At 42.2% G+C, this 24,026-nt stretch carries 18 protein-coding genes; 6 read left to right on the top strand and 12 right to left on the bottom strand.

Annotation, left to right across the window (positions count from 1 at the left end; genetic code table 11):
• The first annotated feature begins 93 nt into the window (after positions 1–93).
• On the top strand, positions 94–1,533 hold the full coding sequence (locus AB6N04_RS02115; RefSeq protein WP_369310278.1) for an FGGY family carbohydrate kinase: 1,440 nt from the start codon (positions 94–96) through the stop codon (positions 1,531–1,533).
• A gap of 22 nt (positions 1,534–1,555) precedes the next feature.
• Positions 1,556–2,800, top strand: coding sequence for an ethanolamine utilization protein EutH (eutH, locus tag AB6N04_RS02110; protein WP_369310277.1), 1,245 nt, complete (start codon positions 1,556–1,558; stop codon positions 2,798–2,800).
• A 331-nt stretch (positions 2,801–3,131) separates the two neighbouring features.
• Here the strand turns inward: eutH and AB6N04_RS02105 are convergent, their stop codons facing one another.
• The 9 genes from AB6N04_RS02105 to apt form a co-directional block, all read right to left on the bottom strand.
• Positions 3,132–4,445 (bottom strand): inosine/guanosine kinase, encoded by a 1,314-nt coding sequence (locus AB6N04_RS02105; RefSeq protein ID WP_369310276.1) that lies wholly within the window; start codon positions 4,443–4,445, stop codon positions 3,132–3,134.
• Positions 4,446–4,552: 107 nt separating this feature from the next.
• Positions 4,553–5,671: an LPS O-antigen length regulator Wzz(fepE) gene (gene wzz(fepE), locus AB6N04_RS02100; RefSeq protein ID WP_369310275.1), complete on the bottom strand. Its 1,119-nt coding sequence runs from the start codon at positions 5,669–5,671 to the stop codon at positions 4,553–4,555.
• A 123-nt stretch (positions 5,672–5,794) separates the two neighbouring features.
• Positions 5,795–6,760, bottom strand: a complete 966-nt coding sequence (gene hemH / locus AB6N04_RS02095; protein WP_369310274.1) for a ferrochelatase — start codon at positions 6,758–6,760, stop codon at positions 5,795–5,797.
• A gap of 181 nt (positions 6,761–6,941) precedes the next feature.
• A complete protein-coding gene (gene adk, locus AB6N04_RS02090) occupies positions 6,942–7,586 on the bottom strand; it encodes an adenylate kinase (RefSeq protein WP_369310273.1) in 645 nt (214 codons plus the stop codon).
• Positions 7,587–7,778: 192 nt separating this feature from the next.
• Complete coding sequence (htpG, locus tag AB6N04_RS02085; RefSeq protein ID WP_369310272.1) at positions 7,779–9,653, bottom strand: molecular chaperone HtpG; 1,875 nt, start codon at positions 9,651–9,653, stop codon at positions 7,779–7,781.
• A gap of 332 nt (positions 9,654–9,985) precedes the next feature.
• Positions 9,986–10,585, bottom strand: coding sequence for a recombination mediator RecR (gene recR, locus AB6N04_RS02080; RefSeq protein WP_369310271.1), 600 nt, complete (start codon positions 10,583–10,585; stop codon positions 9,986–9,988).
• Complete coding sequence (locus AB6N04_RS02075) at positions 10,585–10,914, bottom strand: YbaB/EbfC family nucleoid-associated protein (RefSeq protein WP_369310270.1); 330 nt, start codon at positions 10,912–10,914, stop codon at positions 10,585–10,587. Before AB6N04_RS02075 ends, recR begins: the two co-directional genes overlap by 1 nt.
• A gap of 48 nt (positions 10,915–10,962) precedes the next feature.
• Complete coding sequence (gene dnaX, locus AB6N04_RS02070) at positions 10,963–12,894, bottom strand: DNA polymerase III subunit gamma/tau (RefSeq protein ID WP_369310269.1); 1,932 nt, start codon at positions 12,892–12,894, stop codon at positions 10,963–10,965.
• A gap of 111 nt (positions 12,895–13,005) precedes the next feature.
• Positions 13,006–13,557: an adenine phosphoribosyltransferase gene (gene apt, locus AB6N04_RS02065; protein WP_369310268.1), complete on the bottom strand. Its 552-nt coding sequence runs from the start codon at positions 13,555–13,557 to the stop codon at positions 13,006–13,008.
• Positions 13,558–13,699: 142 nt separating this feature from the next.
• Between apt and priC the strand changes: the two genes are divergently transcribed.
• Both priC and AB6N04_RS02055 read left to right on the top strand, forming a co-directional pair.
• Positions 13,700–14,248, top strand: a complete 549-nt coding sequence (priC, locus tag AB6N04_RS02060) for a primosomal replication protein PriC (protein WP_369310267.1) — start codon at positions 13,700–13,702, stop codon at positions 14,246–14,248.
• Positions 14,249–14,277: 29 nt separating this feature from the next.
• On the top strand, positions 14,278–14,457 hold the full coding sequence (locus tag AB6N04_RS02055) for a DUF2496 domain-containing protein (RefSeq protein WP_369310266.1): 180 nt from the start codon (positions 14,278–14,280) through the stop codon (positions 14,455–14,457).
• Here AB6N04_RS02055 and mscK read toward each other — a convergent pair whose 3' ends face one another.
• The 3 genes from mscK to acrR all read right to left on the bottom strand — a co-directional run bounded on the left by mscK (position 14,458) and on the right by acrR (position 18,995).
• On the bottom strand, positions 14,458–17,856 hold the full coding sequence (gene mscK, locus AB6N04_RS02050; RefSeq protein ID WP_369310265.1) for a mechanosensitive channel MscK: 3,399 nt from the start codon (positions 17,854–17,856) through the stop codon (positions 14,458–14,460).
• Positions 17,857–17,977: 121 nt separating this feature from the next.
• On the bottom strand, positions 17,978–18,331 hold the full coding sequence (locus tag AB6N04_RS02045) for a DsrE/DsrF/TusD sulfur relay family protein (RefSeq protein WP_369310264.1): 354 nt from the start codon (positions 18,329–18,331) through the stop codon (positions 17,978–17,980).
• Positions 18,332–18,344: 13 nt separating this feature from the next.
• Positions 18,345–18,995: a multidrug efflux transporter transcriptional repressor AcrR gene (acrR, locus tag AB6N04_RS02040; protein WP_369310263.1), complete on the bottom strand. Its 651-nt coding sequence runs from the start codon at positions 18,993–18,995 to the stop codon at positions 18,345–18,347.
• 134 nt (positions 18,996–19,129) lie between these two features.
• Between acrR and AB6N04_RS02035 the strand changes: the two genes are divergently transcribed.
• Positions 19,130–20,317, top strand: coding sequence for an efflux RND transporter periplasmic adaptor subunit (locus tag AB6N04_RS02035; protein WP_369310262.1), 1,188 nt, complete (start codon positions 19,130–19,132; stop codon positions 20,315–20,317).
• Positions 20,318–20,332: 15 nt separating this feature from the next.
• Complete coding sequence (locus AB6N04_RS02030; protein ID WP_369310261.1) at positions 20,333–23,491, top strand: efflux RND transporter permease subunit; 3,159 nt, start codon at positions 20,333–20,335, stop codon at positions 23,489–23,491.
• Positions 23,492–24,026: the final 535 nt, after the last annotated feature.

Here is a 24,026-nt window from a genome sequence, read left to right as displayed (position 1 = left end):
TTGTGAGTTTTTTGTGGACTTTATTTCCGATTAAACGATAGTAAGCAAAAAAACAGACCTATTTACAACATTTATAACACTGGGAATACTGTGATGCTCAATCAACGTTATGCCGCAATCGATCAGGGAACAACGGGAACCCGAGTCGTGGTCTTCGAAGAAGGCGGGCACTATTACTCCCCGATGAGCATTCCTCATAAACAAATCACCTTAAACAGTGGTTGGGTCGAACACGATCCAGAGGAAATACTCACCAACATCATTAAGTGCTTAAATAGTTGCGAAGTCGTTGATGCCATTGGTTTATGTCACCAAGGTGAAAGCATTGTCGCGTGGGATGCACAGAGCAAACGACCTCTTTACAATGCGATCGTTTGGCAGGATTTACGTACTGAAAAAACGATTTCTCAACTCAAAGAAGCAGGATTAGAGCCGCTGGTTCAATCCAAATCCGGCTTACCCCTCGACCCCTATTTTTCCGCCAGCAAAATGGGGTGGATCATGGAAAATGTGGTAGGTGCCAAGACATTAGCTGATAAAAATAAACTCCGTATTGGCACCATGGATGCTTTTTTCCTTGATCGCTTATGTGGTGTATTTGTGACTGACTATAACTCGGCGTCTCGCACCTCATTGCTCAATATCCATACCTTAGAGTGGGATAAAGAATTGTGTGAGATTTTCGGTGTCCCGATCCACTGCCTTCCACCGATTAAAGACAATATTGGTGATTTTGGTGCGATTAACCTAGATGGTCACTTAACCCCGGTTACTGCGGTAATTGTCGACCAATTTGCTGGCACATTTGGTCACGGTTGCCGTAAAAAAGGCGACGCCAAAATTACCTTTGGCACAGGAGCATTTTTACAAGCACTAACCGGCGCGGAAATCCCACAAACCCATGAAAGCGGTTTATTACCGACACTGTGCTGGAAATTCCCGAATGAAGCGCCTGTATTTGGCTTAGATGGGGGGGTGTATAACGCCGCATCTGCCATTAACTGGGCGAGAAAAATTGGCTTATTTGATCAGTTCGATGAACTGAGTGACTTTAGAGCAGAGCCAGCTATTAAACGCGGTTTAGCCTTTGTACCAGCACTATCAGGTTTAGGTTGTCCTTATTGGGATCGCAGCGCAGCCGGGTTATGGGCGGGGTTGTCATTAGATACCGACAAAAAAGACATGATGCAATCGGTATTGGAAGGCATTGCCGCGCGTTCTGCCGAAGTCATTTTTGCAATGGAAAAAATTTCACCACTAGGACAATCAATTTCTGTCGATGGAGGGCTTTCTTCAAATCAGTACTTTAAGCAATTTTTAGCTAATTTATTACAAAAAAACATTGAAGCACCAGCAAACCGTGAAGTGACGGCACTTGGCGCGGCCTTATTGGCGCGCAAAGGGTTAGGGCTGACTCACGATATGGCAGTTAGGCGTAATGCATCCATAACATGCCCCGATGGTACAAACATGCAAGGCGTGATGGAACAGTATCGCGACATCATTGCCCGTTCTCGCCAATTAAGACACTAAAATAATAAAAGGAAACCCTACCATGGCTGAATTCGGAAATTATATTATTTATTTAATTATGTGCGGTGCCATTATTGGCGCTGTCGCCTCGATTGTTAGACCCACCAGCGATCTCGGTAAAGAGTTTGTTAATGGTATCTTCTCTATTGGTCCCGTATTTCTTGCTCAAGCAGGGATTATGGCTGCCGTTCCGTTACTTTCTCAATTAATCTCTTATATTTTAGGCCCTGTTTTCTCCTCTGTCGGCTCCGATGTGTCTATCGCTGCATTATCGATCATCGCAGTCGATATGGGTGGTTACCAGCTTGCCGATGCGTTAACCACCAACCGTGACATGTGGATCACTGCAATGTTAATTGGCTATACCTCAGGGGCAACAATTGTGTATCTGATCCCTGTTGGCTTAACCATGTTGAACCGTAAAGATCACAAATATCTCGCGCTTGGTGCTATGGCTGGGTTAATCTCTATCCCATTTGGTGTGTTAGCTTCACTGCTATTAATCACATTCAATAACATTCCTGTGCGAGATATTATTTCGACTAATTCCCCCGCAGCACATCAGCTCACCTTAGATTTTCTGACGATGCTGCAATACCTGATGCCACTGTTTGTTTTCTGCTTCTTATTAGCCGCAGGCTTGAAATACCGTCCCATGTTGATGGTTACTGGGTTCTTGATCTTCGGTAAAATTATGGATGCCTTTGTCAAACTGGTTCTGGCCTTCTCTATTGTCGAGCACTTCACAGGCGTATTTACCAAAATCTTTGGCGCTTGGGGCTTTGACCCGTTATTTGCAGACCAAAACGAGCTCTTCCGTGCTATTGAGATAGCGGGTTACATTGGTATCATGCTGGCAGGAACATTCCCAATCTGTTACCTGTTCCAGCGTTATTGTAAACCGTTAGTACGTGCATTGAGCAACCGCTTGAAACTGACTGACACTGGATCATTAGGTTTCATCATGGTGATGGCAAACATTATTGCAACTTATCATTTATTCAAAGATATGCGTGCAAGAGATAAAGTGCTGTGTGTCGCATTCGGTGTCTGTGCACAAGCGACCATCGGAGACCATTTAGCCTTTACGGCTAATTTCCAACCAACACTGGTACTGCCTATTTTGTTAGGAAAACTGGTTGGTGGCTTCTTAGCGGTGTTTATCGCAATTAAAATCTCTGTTCCACAAGCATTGCGTTATGAAGCTGAGGATCAAAAAACAGTTAACGCTATTGAAGGTGATGCAGAGTTAGCCGTCGCCAAGTAACGTTAAATATAATTAATATTAAATAAAGAAATAACTGCATTCGAAATATTGAAACTTAATAATCTCGGATGCAGTTTTTTATTATTTATCATCATTGGTGATATTATTTTCGTCCAATTTTAATATTCAATAGATATGTACCTAGTTAATTACTTATTGTCAGTAATGGAGCACTAACTTACTCGCAAATTAAGTTTATTCTTTTATTAACTTATAAATGATATAGCTATATTGGGCATATAAAAAACAGGTTAATATCTATATCGACATTAACCTGTTTTTTATATTACTTATTTTTAAATTGTACAAATTACAATCTAAATATGATTATTTAACGCTCCCAATAAGCCTCTTCTAAACTGTCTTCTTTTTCCGGAAGCCCACGAGTTAACCGTGGTGAATGTTGTGTGAGCACTTGATAGCTAACTCGATTTGCATATTTACAAACTTGAGCTAATGAAGAATAAGTTAAATATTGACGTTCATGTTTACTGGAGTTAGGAACATTTGAACGATGGTAAGAATTTGCTGTAATATCATGCAATAACGCAGATAAAGCACCATCACCAGCCCCGTTAGTATTCATGATTTTTTCAGGTCCCCCCATATAGGGTTCAATATGTGAAAATATCCGTAGCGGTACTTGGCAATCTTGCTGGCGCATAGCGCGACTAAATTCATATAAATTGAATTCAGCTATTGCTCCAGGTAATAATGGATGTTGCGTAGTGCGTTTGTAACGCTCTTCAGTATACCCCGCCATATACAACCCTGATGGACCAGCGGTGCAAAGCACCAAGTCAACCCAATCAAGTGCCATATTCGAGGCTAATAACGGATCACTTAGGCCTGTCAACTCTTGCGCTTCATCTTCATTCATGGCAACGACTGAAATATGTTCCGCAAGGAAATCACGCCAAAATTGTGGATCTTGGGCTATCACAAATTTGGTTCCAAGTGTTAGAACAACTGGGACATTATGTTTTTTCGCATAAGTGATTGCTTGCATTGTCGCATCAGGCATAGTTTCGCCCGGTTTGCAGCGCACTAAATACGCGGTTAAAACTAACGCCGACGCCCCTGCAATAATATCCTCTGGAATACTCATGGGATGCAGACGGTTCATATGACCAGGGCTAATGGCAAATGTCCGTTCTCCATTTTCAGTTATCAATGTAAAACATCGACCAATAGGTCCATCAACACCTTGTAGATAGTTAAGATCCATACGGCTTGAAGTATGGCACAGGTAGCGATAAGCATAGCTACCAATTTGAATGTTATTACACATTGTGCCCAACAACACCGACCTATCATCTGCTAACACAGAATAGTTATGTAACGTATTGCCGATTGTTCCACCTGCAAACTCATGGGTAATCAACGCATTATCCGTTAATTCTATATATAGCGCCTCGGCCATATCATCATCAATAACTAATGAATGCCCTTTGCTAAGTTGATAACGTTGAATAAAATCGTCATCCACTTTTGCTTCAATATCAACGAGGGTTTGATCAATCCCCACAATATAAGATTTACAGTTCTCGTTATCAGCCAATGTCTCTTTTAGTGGCTGTAAAAGTGGGTCTCTGAGACTAACAGGGAAATAGTGTTTTGACTTACGCTGACCGGGGAATTTCATAATAAGAAGATTAACAGTGGAACATCGCGCTATTCTAGCACGATATAATAAAGCCAGCACCTTCAAAGAAGATACTGGCTTCATCGTTTGTCTTTTGTAATGCGAGCTTACTGATTTTGCAATTTATAATCTCGATATAGCTCGCGGCTTAATACAAATGCACAGCTTAAAATTAACCCGAGAATGGCGCTTAATGCCACAATTAATGCAGATTTAGGCGAATCTTTGCTCAAAGGCAAATCCGGTTGTAGAATAAATGTCACTGGTGTAAATGCCAGCTCCTTGCTTTTAAGCTCATTAATTTCATTGATGTAAATTTGGCGATTTTGTAGGTTTTCGCTCATCAAGGCTAAATCACGATTTTGAGTCTCAATCAATAGTTTCTTTTCTAACGCCTCTGCCCCTAGCGCAATGGGGTAATCTGGGTCATCGTTAATCGCCTGAGAGTCACTGGCAATGGGCTTTTCAATACCCGCCGCTTTCGCTATATCAACCGCACGCTTTAGCCTTTCGACTTTAACGTCATACTCAGTTTGAATTTTGCTCACTTCACGCTTAAGTGATTCAGTAGCAAAGATAAGCTGTTGAGAAATCGTATTATCTATCTCATTTTTAATCTGATTTCTGACCTTGGATGCACTGTAGCGAATATAACCCTCCAATAAATCTTGGGCTTCTGTGGGTTGTGATGCCGTAAATGTCAAAACGATATCGCTTGAAGTACTGTTTTTCTCTTTGGATTGGTCTTGGATTTCAATATCGTTGTTAATGATTTGATTCACTAAGCGCTGCTGCGCTACGGTATCATCTTTCGGTTCAACGGTTTGAACCAACTTATGATAATACTCTGTACTTTTTACATAATTACTTTGATTCACCTTAGAACGATATTGGTCAATAAAGGTATTAAAAATACGTTGAGAAGTTAAGTCAATTGGGATTTCCAAGGCATCCAATTGGGCTTTTAATGCATTCACCTCCTTCATATTTTCTGAGGTAGGTGGGATAACGATGGCTGTACTACTCCACTTTTGAGGGAGCAGTTTGACAATCCCGGCACTCAAAGCGATACACAGTGCCGTAAAAATGAGGATTAATAATTTATTTTTTAATAAAACGCTCAATAACGCCATAAGATCAATTTCGTCATTCTGCTGAATGTGAAATTGTTGAGTAGAATTTGACTTCTGCTCAACACTTTCTCGTGGCGGCTGCTCATTGCTCATATTAATTCCAAAAGACATAACAATTCTTTAATAGTTTTTAATTTCAGATAAGTTATTATAGTCTATATTTGAAATTTTGATATATCGATTACAGAACTTTTTGATGCTAATTTAAAAGATCCCCTAGTTTAATTCATCTTGAATAATCAAATTAATCATACGAATACTATTTGGACTATCATTTAAAGCCGTTATGTAATTATATTTACTGCCCCCACTACTGATAAAAAATTCTTTATTTTGTTCGCTAATTTCTTCTAATGTTTCCAAGCAATCCACCGAGAATCCGGGGCAAATAACCTGAACTGAGTTTACGCCTTGTGAGGGGAGTTCATGCATTGTTTTATCCATGTATGGCATCAACCAAGGTTCACGACCGAAACGTGATTGATAAGTAAGCAACACCTTCTCACTTGGATAATTCAGCGCTTCTCTCAGCGCCTGAGCCGTTTGCTCACATTCTTGTTGGTAAATATCCCCTGTATCACAATAACGCTGAGGAATGCCGTGGAATGACAATACCAGCCGATCCGGTTCACCATGTTTGGCAAAACTTTCTTCAATTGATGCAACCAGTGCTTGGATATACGCAGGATGGGTTGCATAACTGCGAATAAAACGCACCGAAGGAAGCGTTCGTCGCCCATCAAACGCTCTCGTTATCGCATCATACACCGCCGCAGTAGTTGTACAGGAATATTGTGGGTATAACGGTAGCACGACTAAATCATTCACACCTTGATCCATTAAGCGATCAATCGCACTTTTTACTGACGGCGAACCATAGCTCATCCCAATTTCTACAGGGATATTTGGCATCAATTCGGCTAATTTTTGCTTTTGACGCAATGAGTAGACTAATAAAGGTGAGCCATCGTCCAGCCAAATTGATTGATAGAGTTTCGCCACTTTCGATGAACGAAGAGGCAAAATTGCCCCGTATAAGATTGGTTTCCAAATCAAACTCGGTACATCAATAACGCGCTTATCACTAAGAAACTCGGCTAGATAACGTCTAACTGCTGAGCTTGTTGGGGCATCAGGGGTTCCTAAATTAGCTAACAGAATGCCGGTTTTTTTTTCTGACATGAAACAGCTCCTAATTGATAATCATTCCCAACTTTACCACAGTTAAATAACAATTTTTATCATCTAGTGAGATAAAAAGAAAGGCAGCGATATTCGCTGCCTTCACATGATACATTCATACTCTAAATAATTCGAATTTCAGTTATCAATACTGTAATTTCGCGTATGATATGTGTCATTATTAGCCTAGAATTTTTGCTAACTCTGCACTTACTTGTGCAACTTTGCGAGTACCGTCTAATTTAAAATATTGCGTGTTACCCACTTTCGCTTCATTTTGATAATAAGCGATTAATGGTGCTGTTAACGCATGGTATTCAACCAAACGCTTACGCACCGTGTCTTCTTGGTCATCTTTACGGATTGTCAGCTCTTCACCCGTAACATCATCTTTACCTTCCACTTTTGGTGGATTGAAGTTGATGTGGTAAACACGACCTGATGGTGCATGAACACGGCGACCAACGATACGTTCTACGATGATTTCATCTGGTACGTCGAACTCTAAAACATAATCAACGGTGATGCCGGCTTCTTTCATTGCATCCGCTTGTGGGATTGTGCGAGGGAACCCATCCAACAAGAAGCCGTTACGGCAATCATCTTGTTTGATACGCTCATTAACCAGTGCGATAACTAATTCGTCGGTTACTAATTTGCCATTGTCCATCAGCTCTTTAGCTTGCAAACCTAACTCGCTCCCTGATTTAACAGCTGCACGTAACATGTCACCTGTCGAAATTTGTGGGATCCCAAACTTCTCCATAATAAATTGAGCTTGAGTGCCCTTACCAGCGCCCGGAGCGCCCAGCAGAATGATACGCATTGCGTAAACCCCTTGCTATTTAGTTTTTTATAATTTGAAAAGAAAACACGCTACCATACCATTAGCATGGCGCTTTACTCAAGAACACACGTAAACGTTTTCGCATTTATCTTTTTTCGCAAAAGAAAAAAACCACGCTAAAGCATAAGCAAAAGCGTGGAATATGTTCAAAAACGAAAATACAATTTTAAATTACTTTAAAAGTAATTCATTGATTTTTCGTATAAATAGGTTTGGATCTTCTAATGTACCGCGTTCTGCCAGTAAAGCTTGATCCAACAAGACATCCACCCAATCCGCAAATACAGATTCATCTGAGATCTCAGCGGCTTTTTTCACCAATGGATGTGCAGGGTTGAGCTCAAAATTATATTTCACCTCTGGCGCGGCTTGGCCTGCTGCGGCAAATAATTTTGCCATTTGCGTGCTCATCTCATCGGCATTGGTGGTCACAATCGCAGGCGTATCCGTTAAGCGATGAGTTAATTTCACCTCTTTAACGCGCTCACCCAAGAATGTTTTCACGCGTTCAACAAACGGCTCAAGTTGTTTATCTGCTTCTTCTTGCTCTGCTTTGTTTTCATCGGCTAATTTATCCAATGATTCATCCGCTTTACTGACGGATTGGAACTGTTTGCCATCAAACTCAGACAGATAGTTCATCATCCATTCATCGATACGGTCAGATAACAGAAGCACTTCGATCCCTTTTTTGCGGAACAATTCTAGGTGAGGGCTACCTTTCGCCGCCGCATAGCTATCTGCGGTGATATAATAAATTTTATCCTGACCTTCAACCATACGGCTCACATACTCTTCTAACGACACGTTTTGTAAGTTGCTATCGGTATGTGTTGTCGCAAAGCGCAGAAGTTTCGCGATAGTTTCGCTGTTCGCCATATCTTCTGCGGGGCCTTCTTTCATGACGAGACCAAATTGCTGCCAGAAAGTTTGGTATTTTTCCGCATCTGATTTTGCCAGTTTTTCCAACATTTGCAGAACACGTTTCGTTAACGCGCTACGTAAGCTGCGAGTCAGGGCGCTGTCTTGTAAAATTTCACGAGACACGTTCAACGGTAAATCATTCGAATCCAATACACCACGGACGAAACGCAGGTAATTTGGCATAAACTGCTCTGCATCATCCATAATAAATACACGCTGAACATACAGTTTTAAGCCGTGTTGTTGGTCACGATTCCATAAATCAAAAGGCGCTTTGGAAGGCACATACAACAAGCTAGTATATTCTTGCTTACCTTCTACACGGTTATGGGTCCATGTTAATGGGTCTGCATAATCGTGGGAAATATGCTTATAGAATTCAACATATTCTTCGTCTGAAATTTCAGATTTACTGCGTGTCCACAGCGCTTTTGCTTGGTTAATTTTTTCCCAAGTAACCGTACCGTCTTCTTCGTTTTTGTTTTCGATTTCAACAGGCAGAGCAATATGATCTGAATATTTGCTGATCACTGAACGTAAACGCCAGTTATCAAGGAATTCTTTTTCGTCATCGCGCAGATGTAACGTGATTTCAGTACCACGCTCTGCTTTTTCAATATCGGCGATGGTGTATTCACCCTCACCCGCTGATTCCCAGAAAACACCTTCGTTTTCTGGCGCACCTGCCGCACGGCTGCGTACAGTGACTTTATCGGCAACAATAAATGCCGAGTAGAAGCCCACACCAAACTGGCCAATCATTTGGCTATCTTTGACTTGGTCACTGCCTAATGTTTCAAGGAAAGCTTTGGTACCTGATTTGGCGATTGTCCCAAGGTTGTCAATCACTTCGTCACGGCTCATCCCAATCCCATTATCACTAATAGTCAGCGTACCTTTGTCTTTGTCCGCGCTGATACGTACACGTAGTTCACCATCATTTTCATATAGTTCTGGTTTAGACAGTGCACGAAAACGCAGTTTATCTGCCGCATCAGATGCGTTAGAGATAAGCTCACGCAGGAAGATTTCTTTATTGGAATAAAGAGAGTGGATCATTAATTGGAGGAGTTGTTTAACTTCTGATTGGAAACCACGTGTTTCCTGTCCTTTCATACTCATTAATCGCCTCTATTTCATCAATCTAATTGGATAGGTTTGACTTATCGATGCAGATTAATTGGGGGCGAAAAACAGAAATTCAAGCGAAAGGGATAAAAAATTTAGCTGTTCAAACTCAAAAGCCAATGATTAGAAAGAAAATAATAACAACCGCAATCATTTTAAAGGTAGTTAATGAAAGGAATAATTTTACTCATCTCCAATCATATCCTCTAAATAATTTGTGCTGTAGCTAGGCGTCAATGCGTTAATCCCTAGGAGCATACACCACTATGTGACTAGGGTTAACGCATGAAGACAACAACGCTACAGTGCAAAGTATGACGAGGATATCAAAGTTTAAGGCGGCCGGAGAGCGAATGAGACAACGTCGTACTATCGACTAACTCCAACTCCCCACCGACAGGCACACCATGCGCGATACGACTCGCAGCTACCCCATATTGCGCGCACATTTGCCCAATATAATTCGCCGTCGCTTCACCTTCCACCGTCGGGTTGGTGGCTAAAATCACTTCAACAATCGTTTCCGTTGCCAAACGCTCTTCTAGCCTATCCAAGCCTATGTCCATCGGGCCGATCCCATCCAGTGGCGATAAGTGCCCCATAAGCACAAAATAGCGCCCTGAAAATTGGCCTGTTTGCTCAATGGCATAGATATCCGCGGGGCTTTCCACCACACAGATCAACCCATTTTGTTGGCGACGAGGATTATTGCAAATATTGCACACTTCCTGTTCGGTAAATGTTCGGCAATCACGACAATGACCAATTTCAGACATAGCGCGTGTGAGCGACTGCGCTAAGCGCATCCCCCCACTGCGGTCACGCTGTAATAGCTGGAAAGCCATGCGCTGCGCTGACTTTGGCCCGACACCAGGCAGGCAGCGCAGCGCTTCCATTAATGATTCAAGAAGCGGACTGGTTTGCATTAGAATGGCATCTTAAAGCCTGGCGGTAATTGCATGCCGCTGGAAACACTCGCCATTTTTTCTTTCTGTGTTTCTTCAATGCGGCGTGCTGCATCGTTAAATGCCGCAGCGATTAAATCTTCCAGCATTTCTTTGTCATCTTCGAGCAGGCTAGGATCAATTTCCACGCGACGGCAGTTGTGTGAACCATTAATAGTGACTTTGACCAAACCCGCGCCTGATTCACCCGTCGCTTCTAAGTTGGCGATTTCTTCCTGAATTTTTTGCATTTTGTCTTGCATTTGCTGGGCCTGTTTCATCAGGTTACCCAATCCACCTTTACCAAACATAGTTATCTCTCACAACTGAGGCTACAGCTTAATAATGAGACTGTAGCGTTAAACGGGGCGAATACTCTCTTCATCCAACTGTGCATCAAACATTGAGCGCAGTTTTTGAATCGTTTTATCCGCAATAATAGACTGACGAGCTTGCGCCAGCTTTTCTTCATAAATCGCCTGTCGCCATTCCAGCGGGGTTTTCACCTCGCTATTATCATCGTGAACGATTTTCAGTTCAACAGTACGACCATATAATTCGCTCAGAGCCTCTTCCAGGGCTTTATGAGCCGCTGGTTTATCAAGGTGTTTCTGAGCAGAACGTAAATGCAAAACAATTTGCGATTCACTTAATTCTTCGATATATGAATTCAAAGCTAATTGTTCAACTAGCTTAGGAATTTTTAATTGTGCAATTTTACCTGACCAACTATCTCGTTCGCGTCCTTCTTCGATAATTTTCACCGCCAGCTCAGGGGTTTTCTCGTATTCAAGCGCCTCTTTAATTTCCTTTGGCGTTGTTATCGCCTCTTTCTCAGCCATGGCGGCTGCGTTCTGAGGCTTCCACTGATACTGTTGCGGTTTTTCCGGTTTCGCAGGCTGAGAGGCTCGGTTTTCCACATTTTTTTGATGTTTACTGGTCACGGCGGCCAGCCGTTCAAGTGCTGATGCCGCCGGCTTAGCCCTTTCAGGCGTCACCGGTTTAGCCTTTTTTGGGCTAGGATCCTCACTTTGTGGTGCTTGTAGCGCCTGCCTAGCTTTCAACAATTGCGCTGTTGGGCTGTTATCTGGCAAATTTTCTGGACGTGGCATTTGTGGTGCAACACGTTGTTGAGCAGCGGGCTGACTCGCAACTGTCGTCTGCTGCACCATTCTAGGAGGGGGTTCAATGTCTTCAATCACACGCTTTGGGTGAAAAGCTAACGCACGCAACAACGTCATTTCAACGCCCATACGCCGCTCAGGCGCATACGGAAGCTCTTTTCTCCCCACCAACAGTGTTTGATAAAAAAGTTGCAGATCAGCGGGGGAAACCACCCTAGCCACTTGCCGTAAACGCCCTTCCGTCGACGAGGGGTCAGTTTCTTGTTCCGCAGGCAGCAGTTGTATCATCGCGATACGATGTAACTGTGATAAAATTTCAACTAATAAATTTTCCCAATCGGCTCCACGACTCGCCGCTTGCTCCACTTGAGCCATCACAGCAATGCTATCGGCTCTCACGAGGGCTTCAATAATCGCTAGCGGCTGTTCGTCATCCAATGTGCCTAACATTTGGCTAACCACGCTCGCTGTCACTTTCCCTTGACCCATCGCAATCGCTTGGTCAGTTAAGCTTAAAGCATCACGCAAGCTACCATCAGCAGCCCGGGCGATTAATTGGCGAGCGCGCAGATCATGCTCAATATTTTCAGCATTGAGGATCACATCCAACTGATCACTGATTTGAGTCACATCCAATGCTTTCAGATGAAACTGTAAGCAGCGCGATAAAATCGTCACAGGTAATTTTTGTGGATCTGTCGTTGCCAATAAAAATTTAACGTGCTCAGGCGGTTCTTCAAGGGTTTTTAATAACGCATTAAAACTATGGCGAGAAAGCATGTGGACTTCGTCAATCAAATAGACTTTGAAGCGTCCACGCGCTGGAGCATATTGGACGTTATCCAATAATTCACGAGTATCTTCAACCTTAGTGCGTGAGGCCGCATCAATTTCAATCAGGTCAACAAAGCGACCTTGTTCAATTTCGAGGCAGTTTGCACACTGGCCACAGGGAGTTGCCGTAATCCCCGTTTCGCAATTAAGACCTTTGGCAAAAAGACGGGCTATCGTGGTTTTCCCAACACCTCGGGTACCCGAAAAAAGATAGGCGTGATGAAGCCGCTGATGCGCCAACCCATTAGCAAGTGCAGTCAAGACATGTTGTTGACCAACAACGTCTGAAAATTTTTGAGGTCGCCACTTACGGGCAAGTACCTGATAGCTCATGGTTCCCACAGTAATTTAACATGATACGTGAATAAATATAATCATAGTACATGCTATCACAGCCTCAACCCTTACGGCGAGACTGTGATAGGAATAGGGGAAAAATAACGATTAGTGGCCCGGAAATTCAACAAGGCTATATGAAGAAACGCCTTCTTTTTGTAAGCGTTCAACACCACCAAGATCAGGCAAGCTGATGATAAATGCTGCTTCAACGACTTTTGCGCCGAGTTGTTTGATCATTTTAACAGTCGCTTCAATCGTTCCCCCTGTTGCCAGCAGATCATCAACTACTAGCACGTTATCTTCAGGGCAAATACTGTCTTTGTGGATCTCAAGTGTGTCAGTGCCATACTCAAGATCGTAAGTCATACTTAATACTTCACGCGGTAATTTCCCTTTTTTACGAACAGGAACAAATCCGACGCCTAAACGTAATGCTACTGGTGCGCCGAATAGAAAACCACGCGCTTCAGTGCCTACAATTTTAGTGACACCTTTGTTTTGATAATGTTCAACTAACATATCAATTGTTGCTTGATATGCAGCAGGATTATTTAACAAAGTCGTAATGTCACGGAAGATCACACCTTTAATGGGATAATCTTGAATAGATGCGATACTTTCTTTAATCAATTGCAGTTGTTGCTCTTTAGCGGTCATAATAAAAGCCATGTAGTAAACACGAAAGTGTAGAATCTATGTAAAGTACCATAAAAATGCAATAAGCAGCCGTCTATTTGCAGTGAGTTTTGTTGCTGAATATCAATTATACGCGATTTTTCACATTTAATGGGAACAAAAAATGAAAATACCAGCTTTATTAGATGCGTTAAAAAAACAAATTGACGAGCTAGATACCCGTATTGCTCCCATTAAAGATAACGAATTTTCCCATTCCCGTTTTGATATGCAATTGTTTAGCCATAAATCAACGCGCTTAGTGGACTGCCAAAAAGAGTTAAATAACCTTTACCAACAACTGTGCCATAGTGTCACGCTCAACCACACAGAACAAGTGAATTTCCTTACCGAAAAAATTGTTCACCAAATACAGGCGATTTCCCGCGAAATTTCAACTCAATCATTACGTGAAAAGGAATCATCCTTTACTAAGAAAAAGGAACAGATTGATTTATATGAACGTTTATCACAACACCAAGATTATGAGCGCCGTTTACAAGCCATGGTCAGTGAAAAAGAGCTCCAGCTATCCACGCTAACGGACTCCCGTTTGCAACACCAATGCCAAAAAGATCTTGCGACATTAGCAGGTCGTTTGTACCGTTGCCGCCAAGCTCTTTTACGCATTGAAAAAGCGATAGAACATAAAGAAAATCAATACATTGAATAACAATATACACAAAGTAAAAAGGAGTACGAATGGACTCACTTAAAGACGCCCCTCTCGAAACACAACTGGCCGTTGACTTAATTTATTTATTAGAAACCTCAGATATCGACACTGATATTGTTCTTAAAGCCCTTGATATTGTTAAAAATGATTATATTTTAAAACAACAAAAGCAAGCGGTAGCAATCACTTGCTTTGAAGAACCCTAATTATTTTTCGCTTTCTTGACCGTTTTGTTTCGGGGAGCGTTGCACTTCCTGTATCTCTTCCCCTTTATTATTGTGCAGGTGAACTTCTAGCTGATTAAAGGCGATATCAATGCCGTTTTCTCTACACAGTCTATCTATTGCTCGATTCACCTCATCACTGGTCACGCTACGATCACCAATTTGGCGCACATAGAAGCGCAGTTCATGATCTAATGTACTCGCGCCAAATGTAGTGAAATAGACACTCGGAGCAGGCTCAGTCATCACTTTGCTATTACTGGTCGCCGCTAAAAGCAATACGCGTTTCACTTTATCCAGATCTGAGCCGTATGCGACGCCTAGCGAAATGGTGATCCGCGTGACGGTATCTGAAAGAGACCAGTTGATCAGCCGTTCTGTCACAAAAGCCTTATTGGGGATGATCACTTCTTTACGATCGAAATCGACAATCGTTGTCGCACGAATACGAATTTTGCTAACAGTACCTGAATATGTCCCAATGGTTACCGTATCACCAATACGGATCGGCCTTTCGAATAGAAGAATGATCCCCGAGACAAAGTTTGCAAAAATTTCTTGTAAACCAAACCCTAACCCAACCGTTAAAGCCGCAGCTAACCATTGTAGCTTGTTCCAAGTCACACCTATCATGCCAAGCGAGGCAATTGCCCCAATGCCAACAATAATATAAGTCAGTATTGTGGTAATTGCATAGGTTGATCCTTGCCTCAATTTAAGCCTTGATAAAACCAGTACTTCTAACAGCCCGGGTAGATTACGCGTCATCACCCACGCAACAATAATAATCACCGCCGCTAAAATAAGATTTGCCAATGTCACGGATCGAAGGATATTACTACCTTCAGGGGAAACATCGGCATAGCGCCACAGTTCCACACTATCCAAAAACGAGAAAATCGTAATAAAATCAGACCAAATACCATAAAATGCCAGTGCAAAAATGATAAACAGTACCATCGTTGTTAGGCGTAAAGATTGCTGGCTGATTAACTCAATGGTCATCGGCGGTTCTTTGATTGGCTCATTTTCAGCGTCTTCCTGCTGTTCTTGCCTTTCTTGCCTTAATGCTTCACGACGTTCCACTGCGCGTTGGTATGCCAATTTGCGAGCTACCAGCGTCAAGCCGCGCAAACAAGTACTGTATGTGATGTACCAAAGCAATAATAAATACAAGCTATCAAGCCAACGGTTTGCTAAGCGCAGCGTGGTGTAATAATACCCCGCCATCATCAGCCCGACTAAAATAAGCGGGGAGAAGGTCAATAGCGTGATCACTATCGTCCGTGTTAAATGGCTGCCTTTCTCTTGCCAAACATGTTTGCAAAATGGCACAGTAAAAATACACAGTAAAAACAGTGAAACAAATACAATTAATTGCCCAATCACATCTTCTGAGACTTTTAGCGGGTTGATCACACCATACGTTGAAAAAAAGATTAATGGAATCAGTGGAATGGACAATCGCGACATACGACGACGGGTTTGTAATATCGTTTCTTTTTCTATTCCAAAATGCTTCTGAGCAATACCTTGAGGCTTCAAGATACGGAATGTGAACTCAAATAGAGCCCAAAAAATGGCAAGCTGTTGGCAAAATTGCCAAAAGAATGGTCCCTGAGCATTACCTGTTTTTAAGAACCAATACCCTATCGCTAATAACAACAATGAGATAGGCAAAGTTTGCATCAATGTCAGCAATAGCGCAATCGGTGTACTGAGCACGCTGTCATTACGTAAGCTCGATAAGCGTTGGTCAATCTCTTGTAAACGTCGATTAATTTTGCGATGAAACCAGATAAAAATCACCGCTATCAATACCAGTGGGATCACCACTAACAGTGAATTCGTTAGCCCGCGCTGAATACTACGGGACGATAAACTAAAATCAAAACGGCTGATTTGAGCTGCCGCCGCTTCGGGGAATGTTTTAACCCATTCCAAATCCATCGGCTTATTACTATTTACCCAAAATATTTGTTGAGCTAAGGTATTTTCAAGGGAACTTACCACACTCAACAATTGGTTTTGATCTAGCTGTAAATTAATCGCTTGAGATATTTGCCCCCCCAACTGCTGATTCAGTTCATCTAACAGCCCACGCCTAACATCCAAAAGTTTAGTGAGGGCCGCTTTATCCTCCTTTGATAATAATGAATCATTGCCCTGCTCTTCCCCGCTTTTGACGGCCAACTGGCTCTCTAAACCCAAAATGTAATCATTAGGTTGGTACAACGCATCACGCTGTTGATTAATATCAAATTGTTCAAGGCGCAAATCGGCAATGGTTACGGGCAGATTTTTGGTTAAAATGTCCGGTGGTAAATCAATTTGCTGCTGAAATAAGATACGAGATAACAACAAACTACCACGCAAAACGTTAATTTGCTCTTTTAAGTTGCGCTCTGACTGGGTTGCTCTTTCTAACCACGCTTTTACTCGGATGCCGTTTTGTACCAGCTTGTTGCTCTCTTCGGTCACTTGGATCAACCTGTCACTCAGCGCATTATTTATCGCAATTTCTTTTTTTATAATCGGATTTTGTTGCGCTTGGATATCCGCCTCAGAGGTATTTAATGCTTCGCGTACTGTCGATTGAGAATCATCGAGGCGACGATTGCTAATAGCAGCTTGTAACTGTTGAACTTGATCTTCAAGCTGCACAATGTACGCAGCCGTATAATCACGTTGTTTTTGCAGAACGTCCTGTAATTGGGTATTCGTTTGTAAAATACGTTTTTGATATTCATTTTGTTGCTGCAAAAGATATTGTTCAATTTGTAGCATATCAACTTGCGAAGGTCGCAAGCTTACTGAATCATTGAGTGTGCTATTAAGTTCATTGCGTATTTCTTGCAATCGCCGCGCATTATCCAACATCATTGCCTGCGCTCGTTCTGGCTGGGTTTGCAAACCGATAAGTTGACTATTATAGGTCGCAAGGTCGTTTTGTTCTGATTGTAGGTTTTCTAGATAGGTTGCTTGTAGCGTTTCCAATTGAGAGAGTGAACTATTTTTTATCTTTTCTGCAAATTGTGAAGCTTGTTGTTGGCTGTCATTTCTGATTTGTTGCAAACCTTGAATAGCAATTCTTGATTCTTCATTGGTCCGATTGAGTTTCTTTTGCAGTTCTTCTGTTCTTTGCTCTAATTTATCCAACTCATTATAAAAATCGGCTGTTTTTTCCAAGTCCCCACGCACCAATTTGTCTTCTTCACTTAAGGTACTTTTTTTACTTAATGCAGTGAGTGAATTTTTAATATCGTTTTTACTGGGTAGGTTATTGGGGGTTATAGCAAATGCAGAGTAAGAAAAAAATATCATTGCGAGTAACAACACAGCGCTAATAAAATACCGCTCTATCCTTTGTTGTTTTGCCATCATAATACCTTTATGCCCACCCATATCATTTCTGATATTGTTGCTCAGACGTTAATTAAAAGAAAGTGCTGGCAACTCGCTACCAGCACATACAGTTAGGCTGATATTCTAAACCAACATATTAGAATGTTAAGACTTTATCTGATGTTAATGTCCAGCTAGCCAACTCAACTAACGTGCCAACTTCCACACCATCAGCCAAAGTTAACTCACTGATGCCACGTGCATCTGTGCATGTTTTACATAATTTAACAGGAACACCTTGAGCGGTTAAAATTTCTAACATTTGCTGAAGGTTGTAGCCTTCTTTCGGTTTTTGAGCAGCTAAACCCGCCGAGACGGCGTCAGACATTAAGAAAATTTTTAAATCTAAATCTGAATTTTGTTCTTTTAGCGTGATAGCGAGGCGCAATGAGTTAAATAACGTTTCGCTACCATAAGGTGCGCCATTCGCGATAATTAGGATAGATGACATCTGTTACTCCGATCTATTTTATTTGAGTGGGGTTAAGGCGTATTGCTGGATTACACTTTAACGTCTCTAATAGTGTATCTACCAATGTTATCGTATGTTGATTTATATTAAAATCATCGGATTGTAATAACCAGTTTTCTAATAAACCTGAGACTAATGAACGGATCATGATGGCTGCACATTCAACATTAAGGTCTGGCGGCAATTGCCCTGCATCAATACAGGTTTGCAAAATATCAACGATACGGCACTGACTGGCTGCATAATTAGTTCGTTTAAACTCGACTAATTCCGCCATTTCACCCACTAATTCACATTTTGAAAAGACAATTTCTATCAGCGCACGATTTTTGGGGTTATCGATAAAATCGGTTAAAATAAAAACTAATAATTCTCTTAGTATTGAAAGTGGATCATTGGTATATTTAGAACGATAATATTCTTCAGCTTGGATTATTTGGTTATCACCAAACTCACAAGCTTGATAAAAGAGATCAACTTTATTTTTAAAATGCCAATATATTGCACCTCGGGTTACCCCCGCTGCTTGTGCAATATCGGCTAATGATGTGGCTGAAACCCCTCGCTCAGAGAATGTTTTGATCGCAGCCTCTATTATTTCCTGGCGGGTTTTTTCAGCCTGTTGTTTAGTTTTTCGTGCCATTGTGACCCGTTTCTATCGAAAGCTGATTTACATACATTCGTGTATGTTTGTACTATAGCATAGTGATAAATCATATTGTTTACTATTTTTCTTATTTTTGTTTTGAACTCATATTGATTAATTGAGGTTAACTTATGCGAAAAAACAGAGGGGTGTTACCTCTGGCCCTGTTGGTTCTTTCAGGTGGCTTAGCTTTGTCAGGTTGTAACGAAGAACAACAAGGTGGCGGAGAACGCCCGGCGCCTGAAGTAGGAATTGTTACGCTGAAAGCCGAACCTCTGACTCTCAAGACCGAGTTACCAGGCCGTACATCTGCATTCCGCGTTGCCGAGGTTCGCCCACAAGTGAGCGGCATCATTTTAAAAAGGAACTATAAAGAAGGTAGCGACGTAGAAGCGGGAACATCGTTGTATCAAATTGATCCCGCGCCTTTCCAAGCAACCTATGACAGTGCAAAAGCAGAACTTGCAAAAGCGCAAGCCAATGCAAATATCGCGGCCCTGACGGTGAAGCGTTATAAACCATTGTTAGGAACGAACTACATTAGTCAGCAAGAATACGACCAAGCGACTTCAACCTATGCTCAAGCACTTGCTGCCGTCAAAGCAGCGGAAGCAGCTGTTGAAACGGCACGTATCAACCTGAACTATACCAAAGTGACTGCGCCAATCAGTGGCCGTACTGGTAAATCGAATGTGACTGAAGGCGCATTAGTCTCAGCAGGCCAAGCGACCGAATTAATGCGTGTGCAGCAACTTGACCCTATCTATGTTGACGTAACGCAATCAAGCGAAGATTTCCTACGTCTAAAAAATGAGATAGCGAAAGGAGCTGTGCTAAAAGAATCTGGTCAAGCGCCTGTTAGTTTAATCAATAACAATGGCCAAGAATACGCACAAAAAGGTGTACTCGAGTTCTCTGATGTCACCGTTGATGAAACCACGGGTTCCATCACGATGAGAGCCGTTTTCCCTAATCCGAACAAAGAGTTACTTCCAGGAATGTTTGTCCGTGCAATTTTAGAAGATGGCGTTGTTGAAAATGCAATTTTGGTTCCTCAGCAAGGGTTATCTCGTACTGCTCAAGGTACTTCTCAAGTCATGGTTGTTGGCGCAGAGAATAAAATTGAAGTCAGAACGGTTAAAGCTGGACAAGCAGTTGGCAACAAATGGCTGATTAAAGATGGCCTACAAGCAGGTGATCGCGTTGTCGTCATTGGCTTACAGAAAATCAAACCAGGAATTGTTGTGAATCCTAAGGAAGCAAACTTAGAAACGCAATCCATAGACAATCAGGCTAAACCTGAAGAAAAGTCTAAATAAGGGAGCGGCTGATTAATGCCTAAGTTTTTTATAGAAAGACCAATTTTTGCGTGGGTAATTGCGATTATCACCATGCTTGCTGGTCTGTTGGCAATTATCCAGTTACCAGTTTCTCAGTACCCGACTATCGCACCGCCAGCTGTTTCTATTTCAGCTAACTATCCGGGAGCGGATGCCGAGACGGTACAAAACACAGTAACTCAGGTTATCGAACAGAACATGAACGGTATCGATAACTTAGTATATATGTCATCGGACAGTGACTCATCTGGTTCTGCAAGAATTACGTTGACCTTTGAAGCAGGAACTGATGGCGATATCGCACAAGTACAGGTGCAAAATAAACTGCAATTGGCGATGCCATTGCTGCCACAAGAAGTTCAGCAGCAAGGTATCAGTGTTGATAAATCAACAAGTTCGTTCTTGATGGTTGCCGGTTTCGTGTCTAACGATGGCTCGATGGGCCAATATGACATTGCCGACTACGTTGGTTCGAACATTAAAGACCCATTAAGCCGTGTAAATGGTGTGGGTGAAACACAGTTATTCGGTACCCAATATGCAATGCGTATTTGGTTGAAACCCGAGCAACTGGTTAAATACAACATGACAACAACCGACGTCATTAATGCAATCAAGGTTCAGAATAACCAAGTTGCAGCTGGACAGCTCGGTGGGTCACCGTCAATTGCAAACCAACGTTTAAACGTCTCAATCATTGCACAGACGCGCTTAAACAATGCAGAAGAGTTCTCCAATATCTTACTACGTGTTAACCAAGATGGTTCGCAAGTTCGTATTAAAGATGTTGCTGACGTTCAATTAGGTGCGGAAAACTACAGTACGATTGCGCGTTTTAACGGCAAACCAGCCGCGGGTATCGGTATCAAACTAGCGACAGGGGCGAACGCGTTAGATACGTCTAACAACGTGCGTGCTGCACTCGATGAGATGAAACCGTTCTTCCCTCAAGGGTTAGAAATTGTTTACCCATACGATACAACGCCATTCGTTAAAATCTCGATTAACGAGGTTGTTAAAACGTTAGTTGAAGCAATCATGTTAGTTGTTGTGGTTATGTATTTGTTCCTTCAGAACATTCGCGCCACATTGATCCCAACGATTGCCGTTCCAGTCGTATTGCTGGGGACATTTGCCATCTTATCGGCATTTGGTTATTCGATAAACACCTTGACCATGTTCGCGATGGTACTCGCCATCGGTCTACTCGTTGATGACGCCATCGTTGTTGTCGAGAACGTTGAACGTGTTATGCAAGAAGAAGGCTTATCACCGAAAGAAGCGACCAAAAAATCAATGGGTCAAATCCAAGGTGCATTAGTCGGTATTGCAATGGTTCTGTCTGCGGTATTTGTCCCAATGGCCTTCTTTGGTGGTTCTACGGGGGCTATTTACCGTCAGTTCTCCATTACCATTGTATCGTCCATGATCCTATCAGTACTGGTCGCAATGATCTTAACGCCAGCACTGTGTGCAACAATGTTAAAGCCCATTGAAAAAGGCAGCCATGGTAGCCAAACAGGGTTCTTTGGATGGTTTAATAAAACGTTTGAAAAGCAAGCCCACCACTATACAGACAGTGTAAGTCGTATGCTTAACGGCACTGGTCGTTATCTTGTGATTTACCTCATTTTAGTGGCTGGCATGGCATTTATGTTTGTTCGTTTACCGTCTTCCTTCTTACCCGCAGAAGACCAAGGTGTATTCCTGTCCATGGTTCAATTACCACCAGGATCAACACAAGAACAGACACAAGCCGTATTGGATGAAGTGAATAACTATTATCATACTGACGAAAAAGATAATGTTGAATCTGTCTTTACCGTTGGAGGCTTTAGTTTCGCTGGTCAAGGTCAAAATATGGGTCTCGCCTTTATCGTTCTGAAAAACTGGAGCGAACGTAAAGGTGCTGAAAACCATGTTGATGCGATTGTACAACGCGCAAATATCGCGATGTCCAAAAAACAAGAGGCACTGATTTACGCCTTTAACCTACCCGCTATTGTTGAGTTAGGTACCGCAGATGGTTTTGACTTTGAGTTAGTGGATAAAGCTAACTTAGGGCATGATAAACTGATGCAAGCGCGTAACCAATTGCTCGGTTTAGCCGCTCAGCATCCAGAAATGCTCCAAGGTGTTCGTCCTAACGGGCAAGATGATACCTCACAGTACCGTATCTACATTGACCAACAAAAAGCTCAGGCACAAGGTGTCGCAATTAGTGATATAAACGCAACACTCAGTTCCGTCTTTGGTGGAACTTATGTCAATGACTTTATCGACCGTGGTCGTGTTAAGAAAGTTTACGTACAAGGTGATGCCGAAAGTCGTATGTTGCCATCCGATATTAGCAATCTGTATGTTCGTAATAACCAAGGCAAAATGGTTCCGTTCTCTACTTTCTTAGACGAATCTAAAGACCCTTGGAAGTTTGGTTCACCACGTTTAGAGCGTTATAACGGGGTACCTTCAATGAACATTCAGGGCCAAGCCGCACCGGGACAAAGTACGGGTGATGCGATGCTATTAATGGAAAAACTCACCACGGAAAACCTACCGGAAGGTATTGGTTATGAGTGGACGGGTATGTCCTATCAAGAGCGTTTAGCAGGTAACCAAGCCCCTGCATTGTATGCGATTTCCTTGATAGTGGTATTCCTCTGTTTGGCCGCACTGTATGAAAGCTGGTCTGTACCATTCTCCGTTATGCTAGTGGTTCCACTGGGGATTATCGGTGCACTACTCTTTACCAGCGTGCGTGGATTAGATAATGACGTTTACTTTAAAGTTGGTCTCTTAACAACCATCGGGCTATCGGCGAAAAACGCAATCTTGATTGTTGAGTTCGCCAAAGATCTAATGGAAAAAGAAGGGAAAGGGTTAGTTGAAGCGACACTGGATGCAGTTAAGATGCGTTTACGGCCAATCCTGATGACATCATTAGCATTTATGTTAGGTGTTATCCCACTAGTGTTTAGTAATGGTGCAGGTTCAGCCTCTCAGAACTCAGTCGGTACAGGGGTTCTCGGTGGTATGTTCGCTGCGACATCGCTAGCCATTTTCTTTGTTCCTGTGTTCTTCGTGGTGATCCGTCGCCGCTTCTCTAAGAAGTCTGAAGACATTGAACACAGCCATCCGCCAACAGCGCATTAGTGGCTGATAAGTAATATAAAGACAACCTAAGAGCCACAGCAATGTGGCTCTTGAGGTTGTTGACAAAGCGGGAAAAAGCGTGGTTTTTCCCACTTTGTGTTATCAGGCGAAAATCAATATATTGATTTTCCCTGTTTATTTTCAAAACCTATCCAACCTGCCGCCAAACATGTTATGTTTGTCAGCAGTCTGAAGAGCCACAGCAATGTGGCTCTTTTTTTTATTCTTAATTTTTGATGGCATGCAATATCAATACACCTATCTCACCGCGGGTAACTTTATCTTTTACGCCCACTAACCATTGTTCGCTCTCGCCATTTCACTTGATGCACTTCGATAATTGCGTGAAGTCACGGGCAAAGTGCTCTTATTCTCTAAATAGCGCAATAAAGATACAAAACCCGGACGCCTTTGAGTGATAGTCAGCAAAACCTTAATTTCGATAAACACCGTGGCTCATCAATACGCTATTAACTTAACACTTTTTATTGGTGGTATATATTTTTTGATTGCATTAAGAAATCAATTAACACTT

Origin of the sequence: Providencia rettgeri (genome assembly GCF_041075285.1) — a bacterium.
Lineage (GTDB): Bacteria > Pseudomonadota > Gammaproteobacteria > Enterobacterales > Enterobacteriaceae > Providencia > Providencia rettgeri_G.
Note: the sequence above shows the minus strand (reverse complement) of the source record. Positions and strands in the feature narration are given on the sequence as shown.